Consider the following 14994-nt stretch of genomic DNA (forward strand, 5'->3'; position numbering starts at 1 on the left):
TGAGTCGCGCCGTCCCGCTCACCGCGACTTGCCCGCACGCGCCACCACCCGGCTGCCCCACTCGGCCAGCGCGCCGATCCCGGCGACGACCGCGCTCGACAACCAGACCCAGTAACCCGTGCCCAGCGCGACGACTTTCAGCCGGATCGAGGTCGTGCTGTTCCAGGACCAGGACCAGAGCGCCTCGCGCACCTGCAGCGCGCCGAGCATCAGCGCAACGGCGGCCCCCAGCACGATCAGCGCAGGCACGGGCTTGCGCAGGGCCAACAGCAGCCAGGCGGTCCACACCAAGGGATTGGCGAGCCAGTGGACCGTGCCATTGAGGTAGCCCAGGCAGAGCAGGAAGAAGCCGCTGTGAACGTCGCCCTGAGCGAAGTGGATCGCCGGCAGCGCGAGGGAGCCCAGGTAAAGCAGCACGCTGAGGACCAGGAAGAAGACACGGAGCGACATGGACGTGAAGACTGGAGCAGTGGGTAGCGATGCCGCGCAGTGTGAGCGCCGCGACGCCTGCGACGATAGCCGCGTCTTTCCGGTGCCGGTTCCCGCGACCGAGGGACTCAGGGCGTGACACCGCGCGCCAGGCGGCGCTCCCAGTTGTACGGCGTCGTCGTCGACACCTTGACCATCCCCGAGGCCTCGAGGATGGGCCGCGAGAAGTCGGTCGAGTCGCTGTGGATCAGCGTCTTCCCCTGCGCCAGCGCTTCGCGCGCACGCGCCGCCGTCAGCGCGCGATAGACGCCTCGTCCCCGCCATGCCGGACGCGTCGCGCCGCCCCAGATGCCGGCGAAGTCCGTGCCGGCCACCGGCTCCAGCCGTCCGGCGGTGATGACCTCGCCACCGGCCTCCGCGATCCACAGGGACATGCCGTCGGCGCGGGCAAGCCGCTCCAGCAGCGACCGGGTCATCGGATCGGGATCGTGGTCGCCGAAGACCTCCGCCTGCATCGCGCACATGCGGGCGACTTCCTCGGGTTCGCGGATGGTGCGCAGCGTCACGCCCTCGGGCAAGGGCACATCGGCGACCAGCAGGCGCGCCTCGCCGACCATGATCGACTCCGGCGCGTCAGGCCGGAAGCCGTGCTCGAGGAGCGCCTCGCGCAGTCCCGGTGCCAGGTCATGCCCGCGCGACTTCCATTCGACGTGGGTGATAGAAAGATCGGCCTGATAGTGCCGCAGCGCCTCCCCGACGAGCCGATGAATTTCCCCGCATCGGCGCCGCCGAGGTCGCGGTAGGTCACGAAGCCGCGTCCGCGCGCGAAGGTCACCAGCCGTAACGGGCCCAGGCGCGTCACGGCGATGGCGCTGGGCGTCTCGGCGTCGGAGCGGAGTTGGTCGTCGTAGGCAGCGAGCAGGTCGGTCACGTCTTGCATGGGAACGAGATTACTCCCTCGCCCGCATCAGGCTGAGCACGCAGAACGCCAGGCCGGCGATGCCGGCCGGCAGCGCATACACCAGCAGGGCCTCCCAGCCGTGACCGTTGCGCAGCCCGAGTCCGACCAGTCCGACGATGAGCGCCCCGACGCTGCCGATCAGCAGGACGATCAGCGCCATGCCGCGGACCGCGCCGCCCAGCGGGCCATCGAACTCGTCGGCGTCATCCTCGGCGAGGGTCATCCAGAGGACGGGCGAGAGGATGACCAGGAAGGCCCAGTCCGGCACCACGTTGCCGTGCTTCTGGCTCCAGTGCATCAGGCCCAGCGCCATCGCCCCCAGGATCAGCGTCCAGATCACGCGTTTCATCTCTTCCCTCGTTGAAAAGCAACGCCGCGCAGTGTGGGACGGCCCGTCGGCGCGGCCATCGCCGCGATGCCGCGGTATCGACAGGTGCAACCACGGAGGTCACGCCGTGACACCGTCCGGCGGGACGGACACCGCCTCCGCTGCTCGCACCGATGGGGGCGACGACCCCGGGCGCTACGTCGTCCCTTCACGCTGCTGACTTCCTCCGCGAAAAAAATCACGCGCTTCACGACCTCCCAGGTGACGCTTCATGAGCACGACATCCCGCCGGTCTTTCCTGACGGCCGCCGTTGCCGGCATGGCGAGCAGCCATTCGTTCGCGCAGACCATCCGCCAGGCGCTCGCCACCCCCGCCAACAACGTCACCGGCACCCTGGCCGACGTCGAGCACGTGGTCATCCTGATGCAGGAGAACCGCTCCTTCGACCACTACCTCGGCACGCTCGCCGGCGTCCGCGGCTACAGCGACCCGCGCCCCATCGCCCTGCCCTCCGGCCAGCCGGTGTGGATGCAGCCCGGCACGGCCGTCGGCTCGCAGGTCCTGCCCTACCACTTCGACATCCGCAACACCAACGCGCTGCGCGTCGGCCTGGACCACAGCTGGAAAGGCACCGAGGCCACCTGGAAGGACTGGAACGTCTGGGTGCCGAAGAAGTCGTCCCGCACCATGGGCTACTTCGACCGCAGCGACCTGCCTTTCTATTACGCCCTCGCCGACGCGTTCACCGTCTGTGACGCCTACCACTGCTCGATCTTCGGACCGACCGACCCCAACCGCTTCTACGCCCTCACCGGCCACAGCAACGCGGTCGTGACCGGCATCGCCGATTCCAAGCTCTACAACGTCACCAACGGCACCTACAACGGCGACATCGCCAACGACAACCCCGCCGCCAAGGGCAACGAGTGGCTGACCTATGCCGAGACCCTGGAGACCGCCGGCGTGAGCTGGAAGGTCTATCAGGAGTGGGACAACTACGGCGACAACTACCTCCAGTACTTCAAGAACTTCCGCACCGACGCCAACGGGCAGAAGCTGACCAGCGCCTCGCCGCTGTACCGCAAGGGCCGCGCGCTGGCCGCGGGCTCGACGCAGTCCAACGCACCGGGCACGACCGGCCAGTGGCTGATCGACCAGTTCGCCGCCGACGTCCGCAGCGGCAACCTGCCGCGCGTGTCCTACATCTGCGCGCCGACCGAGTACTGCGAGCACCCCGACGACACGCCCAACGCCGGTGAGAACTTCACCGCGCGCCTGCTGCAGGCGCTGGTGCAGACGCCCGAGGTCTGGTCCAAGACCGCGCTGATCCTGACCTACGACGAGAACGACGGCTTCTTCGACCACATGCCGTCAGTGATGGCGCCGCTGAACAGTGACCGCGGCCGCACGACGATGACCAACGCCACGCAGGGCGAGATCGCCAACGGCCAGCCGATCGGCCTGGGCCCGCGCGTGCCGACCATGGTCATCTCGCCGTGGAGCAAGGGCGGCCGCGTCTGCTCGCAGCTGTTCGACCACACCTCGCTGATCCGCTTCACCGAGGAATGGCTGGTCGCGCTCGGCCATGCGCGCAGCAGCGTGCAGTGCAACGGCATCTCTCCGTGGCGCCGCGCGGTCTGCGGCGACATGACCAGCGCCTTCGACTTCAAGTCCGGCGGCGCCGAGTTCCCGTCCTCCGTGCCAGCCAACGCGGTGTACTTCAAGGGCTGGGGCACCAAGGACGCGTTGCCGCCAACCAACCAGAGCCTGCCCCGCCAGGAGAAGGCCGCCAGCGGCACCCCGCGCCGCGCGGCGCCGCTGCCGTACCGCTCGACCGTCGACGGCATCGCCGCGACCAACGCGCGCCAGTTCGCGCTGAGCTTCGCCAACGAGGGCAGCGTCACCGCCGCGTTCATCGTGTACTCGACGCTGCGCACCGACGGTCCGTGGCACTACACCGTCGAGCCGGGCAAGCGCATCGGCCAGGAAGTCTGGAACTGGAGCAGCGCGCCGCTGCAGCTCGCCGTGCATGGCGACAACGGCTTCCTGCGCGAGTTCCGCATGAGCTTCGACGGCATCGGCCGCCTGGCTGCGACCAGCCTGAAGGAGCAGCCCGCGACCGCCAGCATCACGCTGACGCTGCGCAACGCGAGCACGCTGACGATGCGCTTCCGCATCGTCGACAACGCCTACGGCGACAAGACCGTCGTGACGGTCGACGTGCCGGCGGGCTCGAGCCGGGATCACGTCCGCGCGGTCACGGCCAGCTACGGCTGGTACGACCTGCTCGTCACCGTCGACGGCGACAACGCCTTCCAGCGCCGCCTGGCCGGGCACGTCGAAGGCGCGGGCCTCGACTTCACCGACCCGGTGCTGAACGGCCTCGCGCAGGTCACGTGGAACGCGCCGCCGGTGCTGCCGCCCACCACGCCGACGGCCACCTTCAAGGCCGACGTCGACCGCGTCCGCATCGGCGGCAACGTGTCGCTGACCTGGACCGGCCTGCCGTCGAGCACGACGAACTGGATCGGCCTCTACCGCGTCGGCATGACGCCCGGCGGCCCCGGCTCGCTGAAGTGGAACTACGTGGCGAGCCCGTCGGGATCGCAGGTGTTCGCGCTGGCGGGTCAGCCGGAGGGCGACTACTTCCTCGGCCTGTTCCTCAACGACGGCTACGGCGAAGCCGCGGCGCGCCTGCCGGTCCGCATCCGCAAGAACGGCGACGTGAACGCCGACGGCGCCGTCACCGCCGCCGACCGCGACACGCTGCGCAACGCCATCGGCAGCTGCGCCGGCGATGCGCGCTTCGAGCCGCTGGCCGACATGGACGGCGACAAGTGCATCACGCAAGCGGACTACCGCGTCTGGTACCAGCTCTTCAGCACCCTGTGAGAACCCCCATGAACTTCAAGCCCCTGCTCGCCGCCGCCGCGCTGGCGATCGCCTCGCTGGCCACCTCCGCCACCCATGCCGCCACCGTGTCGCTCACCGCCGCCAGTCCGGCCAAGGTCGGCGAGGGCGTGGACCTGCTCATCAGCCTCGTGGACCCCTTCGGCGGTCTGCCGTCGGATGAAGAGCTGCTGTCCTTCGGCTTCCGCCTGAGCTACGACGCGACCAAGCTCTCCTTCGGCAGCTTCACCGCCGCCGCCGGCTGGGACGACGACAGCCCATGGCTGGGCGCCGGCACCTTCGGCGCCTCGAGCTTCCCCGGTGTGGCCAACAACGGCCAGGGCTCGCTGCTGCTCGGCACGCTGCACTTCGACGCGCTGCAGGGCGGCCTCGCGCAGATCGGCCTGATCAGCGACGCCGGCAATCTGAATCACAGCCTCGGCTACCTGTGGAGCGACGTGCAGCCGCTCAACGCGTCGCTGAACCTGGCGGTGTCGGCCGTGCCGGAACCGACGTCGATGCTGCTCGCGGCGCTGGGCCTGGGCGCGCTCGGGTTCACGACGCGTCGTCGCAAGGCGGCGCACTGAAAAAGGGAGCCCGCTTTCACGGGCTCCCTTCGGGGCCGCCTTCCTCAGGCGGCTGTCAGACGACGATCAGTCGATTGGCCGACCAGTCGATCCGTGGATCCATCGATCCGTCGATCGATCACTGGACCACGGCGTCGCGCACCTTGCGCGGCGCCAGTTCGTGACGCTCGAACTGCATCGAGAACGACGCGCGGCCCGACGAGAGCGCACGCAGGTTGCCGATGTAGCCGAACATCTCGCTCAGCGGCACCTGGGCGTCGACGACGATCGCGGTGCCGCGCAGCTCCTGGCCACGGACCAGACCGCGCCGGCGATTCAGGTCGCCGATGCAGTCGCCCAGCGACTCGGCCGGCGTGACGACTTCAACGGCCATCACTGGCTCCAGCAACTGCGCATCAGCCTTCGCAAAGGCCTCGCGCGTCGCATTCGCCGCCGCGAGCTCGAACGCCATCGCCGACGAATCGCGCTCGTGGAAACCGCCGTCGAGCAGCGTGACCTGGAAGTCCACACACGGGAAGCCCGCGATCACGCCGCTGAGCGCCGCGCGCCGGATGCCCGCTTCCACCGCGGGAATGAACTCGCGGGGAATCGCGCCGCCGACGACACGACTCTCGAAACGCACGCCCTCGCCGCGCGCCAACGGCTCGAAGCGCAGCATGACCTCGGCGAACTGTCCGGGGCCTCCGCTCTGCTTCTTGTGGACGTGATGCACGTCCACCGCCCGACCGAGCGTCTCCCGGTACGCCACCTGCGGTCGGCCGACCTGCACCTCCACGCCGTGACGCGCACGCAGCTTCTCGATCGAGACCTCCAGCTGCAGCTCGCCCATGCCGGAGAGGATCGTCTGGCCGGTCTCGCCGTCGAAGCGCATCCGCAGGCTCGGATCCTCACGCAGCATGGACTGCAGCGCCTTCGACAGCTGCGCCACGTCGTCGCGCGTCTTCGGCTCGATCGCGACGTCGATCACCGGCTCGGGCACGCTGATCTCCTCGAGATGCAGCGGGCTCGCCGGGTCGCACAGCGTGTGACCGGTCAGCGTCTCCTTCAGGCCGATCACCGCCGCGATGTCGCCGGCGCGCAGCTCGTCGCGTTCCACGCGGTCGTCCGCATGGATCTCGTAGAGCCGCCCGACCCGCTCCATGCGCCCGGTATTGACGTCGAGCACCGCGTCGCCGCGCCGCAGTCGTCCGCGATAGACACGCACGAAGACCATCGTCCCATGACCGTCGGCCGCCACCTTGAACGCGAGCGCAGCGAAGGGACCGTCCGGATCGGACGGCGACTTCTGCGCGTCGTCGACGTCGGCGCGACGGATGTCCTCCGGCGCCGGCAGGTAGTCGACGACCGCGTCCAGCAGCGGCTCCACGCCGCGGTTGCGGTAGGCAGAACCCGCGAGCGCCGGCACGAACGCGCCCGACAGCACGCCGCGTCGGATGCAGCGGCGCAGCGTCGCGTCATCGATCGGCTGACCGTCGAGCCACGCGGCGAGCACGGCGTCGTCCTGCTCCACCACGGTCTCGATCAGGCGGGCGCGATGGACGCGCGCCTGGTCGAGCATCGCGGCGGGCACGTCCGATTCGACGTACGGCGCCGACGCGTCGTCGCGTTCCCAGACGAGCGCCTTCATCGCGATCAGATCGACGACGCCGCGGAAGTCGCCTTCCGCGCCGATCGGCAACTGCAGCGGCAGCACGGTCGCACCGAGACGCTCCGCCATCATCGCCACGACGCGGAGGAAGTCCGCGCCGACGCGGTCGAGCTTGTTGATGAAGGCGATGCGCGGCACGCGGTACCTGTCCGCGAGGCGCCAGTTGGTCTCGGTCTGCGGCTCCACGCCGGCGACGCCGTCGAACACCACGACCGCGCCGTCGAGCACGCGCAGCGAGCGGTTGACCTCGATGTTGAAGTCGATGTGCCCGGGCGTGTCGATCAGGTTGAGCTGCGTTCCCTTCCACTGGACGGACACGGCGGCGCTGTTGATCGTGATGCCGCGGCGACGTTCCTGCGGATCGAAGTCCATGCGGGTCGTGCCGTCGTTGACGTCGCCGATGCGGTGGCTCTCGCCCGTGTAGAACAGGATGCGTTCGGTGGTAGTGGTCTTGCCGGCGTCGACGTGGGCGATGACGCCGAGGTTGCGCAGGGGCTTGTTGCTCGTGTGGAGCGAGTTCATGGTGAATCCTTCTTTCGGAATCTGAGGGCAAGACGCTGCCCTCAGGCGGATTCACCTGATGCGGGCTAGCGTCGAGAGGGATGCGGCGGGATGCCGGATCGAGAGCCGGAGCGCGGGCGGACGCAAGTCCGGCGGGCGGGAATCGTCGCGATCAGCTTGTCGTAGGTGCGGGTGCGCATGGTTGAACTCGACAACGAGAGGTGAAAAACGGGAATCGGAAAACAGAAAACCCCGGAGGGCGCTGGGCCTGCCGGGGTTCTGTTGAAGACCGGAAGGCGCGCACGCCTTCCGAATGCGATCGGAGGGCGCGTCAGGTGGCGAAAGTCGCCTTGATCACTTGGGAGGTCTTCATGATGGGCGTGATTTTGAGCGAAGCCGCGCGCTCGCGCAATGGGCCGCCGCGATGACCGTACTCGATTCGGGGTCAGGCGTTGCGATGGTTGCACAGCGTGCGCCGCGACCACTCATTGCTGTGAATGCAGACTACTCATTCACGTCGAATCGCAGCGAGAAGCCTCAGAACCAGTCAGTGCCAAGTCGGGCGTGCGAGCGTAGATTTCTCTCTCCGCAATGACTCCGTGAACGTGAGGTGATGAATGGAAATCGATGTGTTCCTGGCGCTGAAGAACGCTGGCGTCCCTGAAGAAGAGGCCCGGTCGGCGGCGACAGCAATCCGGACGGACGTGGGCGCCGAAATCCGCGAGGCGACAAAGGAGATGGCTACCAAGACCGATGTGGCGAACTTGAAGGGCGACCTGTTCCAGCGTCTGCTCGAGATGCAACGCTCCACCGTGGCGACGATGTTCGGTGGTTTCGGCATGCTGGCCGCATTGATCGCGCTGATCAAGTTCGTGAGCTGACATGACCACTCGAAGAAGGAAGACCGCCCTTGGGCGGTCTTCTTCATGGCGCCGTCCGCATCAGCGATCCCGCTGCTGCGCCTCCAGGCGCCTCAGCACGTCGCCGATCGCAGCGCCTTCGCGAATCTGCGGATTCGAGTAGCCATCGGTCTTCCCCGCGTCCTTCTCGCGGACCTCGATCAGTTGACGCGCCCGTGCATGCGCCTGCTGGAAGGACCAGGTCTCCTTCAATGCGTCGACATACATCGCCTGTCCGAAGAAGGTCAACGGCGACTTCGATCCGCACCCGTAGGACGTGTGCGTGGCATCGGCCGCCGTCATCACCAGCGTGCCGTCGTCGGCCAGCGGAGCTATCCAACTGCCGGAGAAACACGCCGAGATCGAGATCACCCGCCAGCGGATGCCCGCCTCGTCCAGCCACTGCTTGAGCAGCGCGGGCGTCATCGGCTCGGTCTCCAGCGGGTACGAGTCCGTGGCGAGCAGGCCGTCATGGCCACCGTGCGAGGTCAGGTGCAGGAACAGCACGTCCTTCTCGCGGTCCATGACGGCGCCCATGCGCGCGATGGTCTTGTGGAGATTCGGCCGCGTGGCCCACGGGATCGCGTTCTGCGACTTGGCGTTCGTCACCAGTTGCACCGTGCGCCCGGCGGTCCCGAAGCGCTCGGTCATCGTCTTCGCGACCACGGCACTCTCATGCATGAAGACGTCTTGCGAGGCATACGGCGCGTAGGTCGCGGCGTAGACGTTCACGACGCCAGGTTGCGATGGCGGCAACGCGCGCAGGGCGTCGGCCATCAGCTGCGACTGCGTGTCGAGAACCTCTTCGCTCAGAGAGAGCCCGGCGTACGCCTCGGTCGCATCCGCCGACCGGGCGGGCCACCAGAAGTACATCGGATCGAGGTAGCCGCTGATCGCGATAGGCAACGGCGTGAGCAGGATCGCGACCACGCGCACGGCATTCGAGGCCGTGAGACGCCACCACAGGCGCAGGCTCGCCAGTCCTTCCCAGACCATCGGGAACAGCCACGCGACCCATCAGCCCCAGTCGGGCCAGCCGTCGGCCGGACCGAACACCGCAGGCACGAGCTGGGAGACGACGCCGTCGGCGACGTTCAGCACCAGCGTGACGGCGACGAGCAGCGACACCAAGGTGCCGACGTTGGCCGGGCCCGGCTCCCGCCGCTTCGACGACGCGAGCAGCAGCCAGCAGATCCACACTGACACGAGCGTGCCGCTCCAGCTCTTGTAGATCGCGCTCCACTCGAAGGTGGCGGCGCCATCGATCGCCTCACGCTGCAGGCCGAGACCGACGGCCAGCGACAGCGCCACGAGCGCGACCAGCGTCCACGGTCCCCCGTCCAGCCGCTCCCAGCGCGGCGCGCGGAAGGTCAAGACACGCGCGGCCTCGGAGAGCCAGCTGAAGCCCGGAGTCATGCTTCGTTGTGAATGACTGATATCCATCGAATAAATTTCATGAATTGAAGTCGAACGCCCATCATTCCCTGGCCACGTCGATATTCATCCCCCCTGGGAGCGACGACCTTCGAATCCGCCCGCGACGCGGGCACCGCCAAGGAGCTCATCATGACCGTCAAGCATGTCCTCTTCGTCCTGACCAACACCGCCCAGATCGGCCCGAACCATCGCCCGACGGGTTACTTCTTCGCCGAGGTCGCGCATCCGTTCGAGGTATTCGACCACGCCGGCGTGGCCGTCGATTTTGTGTCGCCGCTCGGCGGCACGCCGCCGTCGGACGCGTATGACGAGACCGACCCGGCGCAGCGCGCGTTCCGGGAGAGTGCGGCCTTCCGCCGCCTGTCGCGCAGCCGCAAGCTGTCCGAGGTCGACGTGCTGGATTACGACGCGATCTTCTTCCCGGGCGGTCTCGGCCCGATGGCCGACATCGCGACCGATCCCGACGTGAAGCAGGCGGTTATCCGCGCCTGGAACGGCGGCAAGATCGTCTCCGCCGTGTGTCACGGTCCCGTGGCCTTCGCCGGCGTGACGCTCGACGACGGCACGCCGTTCCTGAAGGGACGTCGCGTCACCGCGTTCTCGAATGCGGAGGAGGAAGGCTACGCCATCGCCGACGTGCCGTTCCTGCTGGAAAGCGCGCTGGTCGAGGAAGGCGCGATCTACGACAAGGCCGACATGTGGCAGCCCAAGGTCGTCGTCGACGGCCGCCTGATGACGGGTCAGAACCCGGCGTCCGGCGCCCCGCTGGCGAAGGAGATCGTGGCCGCGCTGAACAAGGACGTCGCATGAGCGCCGTTGCCCCGATCGTCGTCGTGGCCCGCTGGCGCATGGCGCCGGAGACGGTGCAGGCGGTGCTCCCGCTGGTCGCCGCGCTGCGCGAGCAATCGCTGGCCGAGCCCGGCTGCCAGGGCTACGAGGCGTTCCAGAGCGTCGGCGTGCCGGGAGAGCTGCTCCTGCTGGAGCGCTATGCCGACCAGGCCGCCATCGACGCGCACCGCGCCTCGGCCCACTACCAGGACCTGGTGGTGCAGCGCATCCTGCCGCTGCTGAGCGGGCGGCAGGTGGAGCTGTTGCAGCCGGCGGCTTGAGCCGCCCCGGTCAGAACGTGGCGACGCTCAACGCCCAGGTCACGCCGAACTTGTCGGTGAGCATGCCGTAGGCCGGCGACCAGGCCGAGGGGCCGAGATCCTGCAGGATCGAGGCGCCCTCGGCCAACTGCTTCCAGAAGGCCGAGATCTCGCCGGCGTCGCCGCTCTGGATCGAGACGAAGAAGGCGCGGTCACCGCGATCCCAGCTCAGGTCGGTCGGCACGTCGTAGGCCATGACGCGGAAGCCGTTCGGCGCCACGACCTGGCCGAAGAGCACCAGGGCCGTGTCGGCCTCGGAACGCGCGGCATGCGCCTCGCCGTAGGTCACGGCCATGAGGTCGCCGCCGAAGATGCCGTGATAGAAGGTCAGTGCCTCGCGGGCCTGGGCGCGGAAGTTGAGGTGGGGGGTGACGGTCAATGCCATGGTCGTTCCTGGACTCGTTGAACAAACCGGCTCGCGCGGCGCCGCGTGGCAACGCCCGGCGCGACCGGTAAGGTCAATGTAGGAACCCGGATGGCAGGCGCGTGACAGCAGGGTCTGCTGACAGGACTCGGCAGCGCGCCGGGATAGACGCGATCAGTCCGGCGGCAGACCGGTGGGGCCGATCAGACCGCTCCCGCCGCTCACGTCGCTCACGTCGCTCACGTCGCTCACGTCGCTCACGTCGCTCATGCCGATCGTCTTGCGCCTATCCCCGCGATCAGCGAGCCGATCGCCACCATCGCCGCCCCGCCCCAGAACACCGGGGGCAAGGGCGCGCTCAGCAGCACCGACGCGAACAGCGCCGACATCAGCGGCGTCCCGTTCGCGGCCAGGCCGAGCACGTGGATGTTCCCGCGGAGCACGCCGATGTTCCAGAGCATGTAGGCGAGCGTCACCGCGGCGCTCGCCAGCGCGACCTGGAGGACCACGTGCGTCGACCAGTTCATCGGCGTGCGCCCGGCATTGAACGCGTGCACGATCCAGAAACCGGCCGCGCTCAGCGCCATGAAGAACCAGAGCGCGTTCTTGCCCTCGGCCATGTGTTTCGTGCAGGTGCTGTAGAGGGCCCACACGATGGCGCCGATGAAGGCCAGTCCGTAGCTCAGCGGATTCGACGCCGCGTTGTGGAAGAACTGGCTGAGCGACAGTCCTTCCGGCGGTGACGACGCCGCGATCACCCCGGCGAAGGCCAGCGCCAGTCCGCCCAGCATCAGCACGTTCAACCGCTTGCGGCCGGCGATCGCGGAGCACAGCACCGTCAGGCTCGGCCAGAGGTAGTTCACCATGCCGACCTCGATGGCCTCGTGGCGCGAGCGCGCGAAGCCGAGCGCGAGGACGAAGCAGAGCTCGTACCCGACGAACAGCGCGGCGCCCAGCCAGAGATAACGCCGCGGCATCTCGCGCAGCGACGTGCGCGTCGGCAGGAGCAGCAGCGCGGACACCGTGAACAGCACGGCCGGCGCGCCGGTCCGGCCCAGGAACTCGATCGTGCTGCGGGTGACGCCGACGGACGTGCTCCAGAACAGGATGGCCACCAGGCCCAGCAGCGTGGCGCCGTTCCACACCGGCTTGGACAGCTCAGACTTCGACATGCATGCTTTCATTCGGCCGCCGGGCATAACGTCCCGGCGGCATGCCCACGTGCCGCGTGAACGCGACCCCGAACGGACCGACGGCGCTGTAGCCGATGCGCTCGGCGATCTCCGCGATCGACAGCTCGCGCTGCCGCAACCATTGTTTGGCCAACGCCATGCGCCAGCCGAGCAGGTAGGTCATCGGCGCGACGCCGATCGCACGGCTGAAGCGCTCGAAGAACGCGGAGCGCGACATCGACGCCTCCTTCGCCAGCTCGACGACCGTCCACGGCAGCGCCGGCGCCTCGTGCATGCGCCGCAGCGCCTGCGCCAGCTTCGGATCGGCGAGGCCGCGCACGAGGCCCGGCGTCTGCGCCGTGCTGGCCGTCGAGCGGAAGGCCTCGATCAGGAGCACCTCCAGCAGGCGCGACATGACGATCTCGCGCGCCGGCCGATGCGCGCGGGACTCGTCGCCGACCAGCTGCACCAGCGTCGACAGGCGGCTTTCGCCGCGCACGTGCACCCACCGCGGCAGCAGCGACACCAGCAGCGCCGCGTCCGGCGAGCCGAGCACGCAGTGGCCGACGAGCAGCCGCATGTCGACCTTCCCGTCCGGATCGCCGATGCGCGCGCCGCCCGGCATCGGCGCGATCGGCGTAGTGACCGGCTCGCCCTCGCGCGGCGGCTGGCGGTCCAGGCTGGAGGTCGCGAAGTTGCGCGCGGCCGGCAGCAGGACGAAGTCGCCCTGCTGCACGGTGATGGTCTCGCTGTGCGTCGGTCCGTCGATCGTCAGGTGGCAGGCGCCCTCGAGCGCGACGAAGTAGAACGGCCGGCCCGTCTCGCTGCGGCGCACGGCCCACGGCGCCGTCGCCACGACGAGCTTGGAGAACGGCGCCTGCGGGCGCAGCAGGGAAACGACTTCCGCCAGCGGGTCGGTCACCGGCGGCGGCGAAGGGATCAGGGCCGTGGGAGTTGCCGGGGCCATCTGGACGATCTCGACAAATGAATGGACTCGGCAGTGTAGCCAGTCCTGTCGACGCTCCCTATCGTGAGGGCATCCCCAACCAAGGAGTCCCTGATGTCCCGTCCTTCCACCGTCCTGATCACTGGCTGCTCGTCCGGCTTCGGCCTCGAGACGGCGCGTTTCTTCCTCGACCAGGGCTGGCGCGTCGTCGCCACCATGCGCACGCCGCGCGAGGACCTGCTGCCGCGTTCCGAGGCGCTGCGCGTGCTGCCGCTCGACGTGACCGATGCCGCCAGCATCCGCCAATGCCTCGGCGATGCCGGCCCGATCGATGCACTGGTCAACAACGCCGGTGTCGGCCTGCTGTCGCCGCTCGAGGCGGTCGACATGGCCAACGCCCGCGCGCTCTACGAGACCAACGTGCTGGGCACGATCGCAATGACGCAGGCCGTGCTGCCGCAGTTCCGCGAGCGCCGCGCCGGCGTGATCGTGAACGTCACCTCGAGCGTGACCTTGAAGTCGCTGCCGCTGCTGTCGGTCTACACCGGCAGCAAGGCCGCGGTGAATGCGTTCACCGAATCGCTCGCGCTGGAACTCGAGCCCTTCGGCATCCGCGCACGGCTGGTGCTGCCGGGCCGCTCGCCGAGCACGCGCTTCGGCGACAACGCGCGCAAGCTGATGAGCGACAGCGTGCCCGAGGCCTACACGGACTTCCGTGACCGCGTCTTCGCCGCCGTCCGCGACCTGTCGACGCCGGTGACCGAGGCGCAGGACGTGGCCCAGGCCGTCTGGCGCGCGGTCACCGATCCGGCGGCGCCGATGCGGATGCCGGCCGGCGCCGATGCGGTGGCCCTGGCGGAGGCGCTGGCGGCGGCCTGATGCCCCGTCAGCGGCTGGCCGTGTCCTGGCGCGACTCTTCGCGCCAGCTGTCCATCAGCACGCGGCTGTGCTCGCGCGAGGCGCGCTTGATGGTCGCGACCTCCTCCGGTCCGAAGCGCTCCCAGCCGAGCTTGGTCAGCATGGTCCGCCGGCCCAGCGAGAACACCATCACCTGTCCGCACAGCATCATCACGCGCATCGCCAGCAGCGGGTCCTTCTCCGACATGCCGCAGTAACGCGCGACCACGCGCGCCGACAGCTCGCCCATCCGCGGACGCAGCGTCTTGTCGAAGATCTCGAACAGCACGCCCGGCGCATGGCCGATCTGCTCGTGCGCGATGAACAGCCGGCGGTACTCGGCATCGTCGGGCAGCAGCTGGAAATCGGTCAGCGCGTCCAGCATCACTCCGAAGGCCTCGAAGAGCTGGTCCGGCGCCGCCGCCGGGTCGTCGAGCACCGCCTGGGTCCGCTCGACCACCGGCCCGAAATGCGCCGCCGAGCTGTCCGCGATGTACTGCGCGCAGGCCCGGTACACGCCTTCCTTGTTGTCGAAGTAGTACTGCAGCGCCGGTGCATTCACGCCCGCCGCCGTCGCGATCTCGCGCGTCGACGCTCCCTCGAAACCACGCTCGCTGAACAGCCGCAACGCCACCTCGATGATGCGGCGGCGGGTCTCTTCGCCGCGCGCATAGGCGGCGTCGGCACGATGTCGGGGAGCTCGGACGGGACGTTCGGTCATGGCAGGGGGACAGCTGGCCGCCGCGGCGCCGGCGCCGTCAAGGCCCTGTGAAGGCCCCGTCGACAA

16 protein-coding genes are annotated in these 14994 nt (G+C 68.8%); 6 read left to right on the forward strand and 10 right to left on the reverse strand.

Translation table 11 applies throughout. The annotated features are described in order from the left end of the window. Positions 1-18: 18 nt before the first annotated feature. The 3 genes from ACQ859_RS27780 to ACQ859_RS27790 form a co-directional block, all read right to left on the reverse strand. Positions 19-450, reverse strand: a complete 432-nt coding sequence (locus tag ACQ859_RS27780) for a hypothetical protein (protein WP_431263693.1) — start codon at positions 448-450, stop codon at positions 19-21. Between the two features lie 107 nt (positions 451-557). Continuing rightward, on the reverse strand, positions 558-1046 hold the full coding sequence (locus ACQ859_RS27785) for a GNAT family N-acetyltransferase (protein WP_431263694.1): 489 nt from the start codon (positions 1044-1046) through the stop codon (positions 558-560). A 333-nt stretch (positions 1047-1379) separates the two neighbouring features. Continuing rightward, positions 1380-1739, reverse strand: a complete 360-nt coding sequence (locus ACQ859_RS27790; protein ID WP_431263695.1) for a hypothetical protein — start codon at positions 1737-1739, stop codon at positions 1380-1382. Between the two features lie 250 nt (positions 1740-1989). On the opposite strand from ACQ859_RS27790, the gene ACQ859_RS27795 reads away from it, so the two are divergent. Together ACQ859_RS27795 and ACQ859_RS27800 are read left to right on the forward strand one after the other, a co-directional pair. Beyond that, positions 1990-4611 (forward strand): phosphocholine-specific phospholipase C, encoded by a 2622-nt coding sequence (locus ACQ859_RS27795; RefSeq protein WP_431263696.1) that lies wholly within the window; start codon positions 1990-1992, stop codon positions 4609-4611. 8 nt (positions 4612-4619) lie between these two features. Further along, entirely contained in the window at positions 4620-5195 is a 576-nt protein-coding gene (locus ACQ859_RS27800) for a cohesin domain-containing protein (protein ID WP_431263697.1), read from the forward strand. Between the two features lie 118 nt (positions 5196-5313). Here the strand turns inward: ACQ859_RS27800 and fusA are convergent, their stop codons facing one another. Next, a complete protein-coding gene (gene fusA / locus ACQ859_RS27805) occupies positions 5314-7365 on the reverse strand; it encodes an elongation factor G (protein WP_431263698.1) in 2052 nt (683 codons plus the stop codon). A gap of 596 nt (positions 7366-7961) precedes the next feature. Here fusA and ACQ859_RS27810 point away from each other — a divergent pair. Further along, the gene (locus tag ACQ859_RS27810; protein ID WP_431263699.1) at positions 7962-8225 is read left to right on the forward strand and encodes a hypothetical protein; all 264 of its coding nucleotides are present in this window, start codon (positions 7962-7964) and stop codon (positions 8223-8225) included. 60 nt (positions 8226-8285) lie between these two features. Here ACQ859_RS27810 and ACQ859_RS27815 read toward each other — a convergent pair whose 3' ends face one another. Continuing rightward, positions 8286-9239, reverse strand: coding sequence for a C13 family peptidase (locus tag ACQ859_RS27815; RefSeq protein WP_431263700.1), 954 nt, complete (start codon positions 9237-9239; stop codon positions 8286-8288). 21 nt (positions 9240-9260) lie between these two features. Beyond that, positions 9261-9659: a hypothetical protein gene (locus tag ACQ859_RS27820; RefSeq protein WP_431263701.1), complete on the reverse strand. Its 399-nt coding sequence runs from the start codon at positions 9657-9659 to the stop codon at positions 9261-9263. Positions 9660-9809: 150 nt separating this feature from the next. On the opposite strand from ACQ859_RS27820, the gene ACQ859_RS27825 reads away from it, so the two are divergent. Continuing rightward, positions 9810-10490, forward strand: coding sequence for a type 1 glutamine amidotransferase domain-containing protein (locus tag ACQ859_RS27825; protein WP_431263702.1), 681 nt, complete (start codon positions 9810-9812; stop codon positions 10488-10490). Continuing rightward, positions 10487-10789 (forward strand): putative quinol monooxygenase, encoded by a 303-nt coding sequence (locus ACQ859_RS27830; protein WP_431263703.1) that lies wholly within the window; start codon positions 10487-10489, stop codon positions 10787-10789. The genes ACQ859_RS27825 and ACQ859_RS27830 overlap by 4 nt, the downstream gene beginning before the upstream one ends. Before the next feature lie 10 nt (positions 10790-10799). Here the strand turns inward: ACQ859_RS27830 and ACQ859_RS27835 are convergent, their stop codons facing one another. The 3 genes from ACQ859_RS27835 to ACQ859_RS27845 all read right to left on the reverse strand — a co-directional run bounded on the left by ACQ859_RS27835 (position 10800) and on the right by ACQ859_RS27845 (position 13286). Beyond that, positions 10800-11213, reverse strand: a complete 414-nt coding sequence (locus tag ACQ859_RS27835; RefSeq protein WP_431263704.1) for a VOC family protein — start codon at positions 11211-11213, stop codon at positions 10800-10802. 245 nt (positions 11214-11458) lie between these two features. Continuing rightward, positions 11459-12364: an aromatic amino acid DMT transporter YddG gene (gene yddG / locus ACQ859_RS27840; protein WP_431263705.1), complete on the reverse strand. Its 906-nt coding sequence runs from the start codon at positions 12362-12364 to the stop codon at positions 11459-11461. After that, positions 12351-13286 (reverse strand): AraC family transcriptional regulator, encoded by a 936-nt coding sequence (locus ACQ859_RS27845; RefSeq protein ID WP_431263706.1) that lies wholly within the window; start codon positions 13284-13286, stop codon positions 12351-12353. The genes yddG and ACQ859_RS27845 overlap by 14 nt, the downstream gene beginning before the upstream one ends. Before the next feature lie 138 nt (positions 13287-13424). Between ACQ859_RS27845 and ACQ859_RS27850 the strand changes: the two genes are divergently transcribed. Further along, a complete protein-coding gene (locus ACQ859_RS27850; protein WP_431263707.1) occupies positions 13425-14189 on the forward strand; it encodes an SDR family oxidoreductase in 765 nt (254 codons plus the stop codon). 7 nt (positions 14190-14196) lie between these two features. On the opposite strand, the gene ACQ859_RS27855 is transcribed toward ACQ859_RS27850, so the two are convergent. Then, the gene (locus ACQ859_RS27855; protein ID WP_431263708.1) at positions 14197-14928 is read right to left on the reverse strand and encodes a CerR family C-terminal domain-containing protein; all 732 of its coding nucleotides are present in this window, start codon (positions 14926-14928) and stop codon (positions 14197-14199) included. Positions 14929-14994: the final 66 nt, after the last annotated feature.

It is taken from the genome of Roseateles chitinivorans (assembly GCF_050632235.1).
GTDB lineage: Bacteria > Pseudomonadota > Gammaproteobacteria > Burkholderiales > Burkholderiaceae_C > Roseateles > Roseateles chitinivorans_A.

Excerpts from the sequence above, each read along its gene's own strand:
- ACQ859_RS27825 (WP_431263702.1), top strand. The coding sequence starts at position 9,810 with ATGACCGTCAAGCATGTCCTCTTCGTCCTGACCAACACCGCCCAGATC.
- ACQ859_RS27820 (WP_431263701.1), bottom strand. The coding sequence starts at position 9,659 with ATGACTCCGGGCTTCAGCTGGCTCTCCGAGGCCGCGCGTGTCTTGACC.
- ACQ859_RS27830 (WP_431263703.1), top strand. The coding sequence starts at position 10,487 with ATGAGCGCCGTTGCCCCGATCGTCGTCGTGGCCCGCTGGCGCATGGCG.
- ACQ859_RS27850 (WP_431263707.1), top strand. The coding sequence starts at position 13,425 with ATGTCCCGTCCTTCCACCGTCCTGATCACTGGCTGCTCGTCCGGCTTC.
- fusA (WP_431263698.1), bottom strand. The coding sequence starts at position 7,365 with ATGAACTCGCTCCACACGAGCAACAAGCCCCTGCGCAACCTCGGCGTC.
- ACQ859_RS27815 (WP_431263700.1), bottom strand. The coding sequence starts at position 9,239 with ATGGTCTGGGAAGGACTGGCGAGCCTGCGCCTGTGGTGGCGTCTCACG.
- ACQ859_RS27855 (WP_431263708.1), bottom strand. The coding sequence starts at position 14,928 with ATGACCGAACGTCCCGTCCGAGCTCCCCGACATCGTGCCGACGCCGCC.
- ACQ859_RS27790 (WP_431263695.1), bottom strand. The coding sequence starts at position 1,739 with ATGAAACGCGTGATCTGGACGCTGATCCTGGGGGCGATGGCGCTGGGC.
- ACQ859_RS27795 (WP_431263696.1), top strand. The coding sequence starts at position 1,990 with ATGAGCACGACATCCCGCCGGTCTTTCCTGACGGCCGCCGTTGCCGGC.
- ACQ859_RS27810 (WP_431263699.1), top strand. The coding sequence starts at position 7,962 with ATGGAAATCGATGTGTTCCTGGCGCTGAAGAACGCTGGCGTCCCTGAA.
- ACQ859_RS27800 (WP_431263697.1), top strand. The coding sequence starts at position 4,620 with ATGAACTTCAAGCCCCTGCTCGCCGCCGCCGCGCTGGCGATCGCCTCG.
- ACQ859_RS27780 (WP_431263693.1), bottom strand. The coding sequence starts at position 450 with ATGTCGCTCCGTGTCTTCTTCCTGGTCCTCAGCGTGCTGCTTTACCTG.
- ACQ859_RS27785 (WP_431263694.1), bottom strand. The coding sequence starts at position 1,046 with ATGGTCGGCGAGGCGCGCCTGCTGGTCGCCGATGTGCCCTTGCCCGAG.
- ACQ859_RS27835 (WP_431263704.1), bottom strand. The coding sequence starts at position 11,213 with ATGGCATTGACCGTCACCCCCCACCTCAACTTCCGCGCCCAGGCCCGC.
- yddG (WP_431263705.1), bottom strand. The coding sequence starts at position 12,364 with ATGTCGAAGTCTGAGCTGTCCAAGCCGGTGTGGAACGGCGCCACGCTG.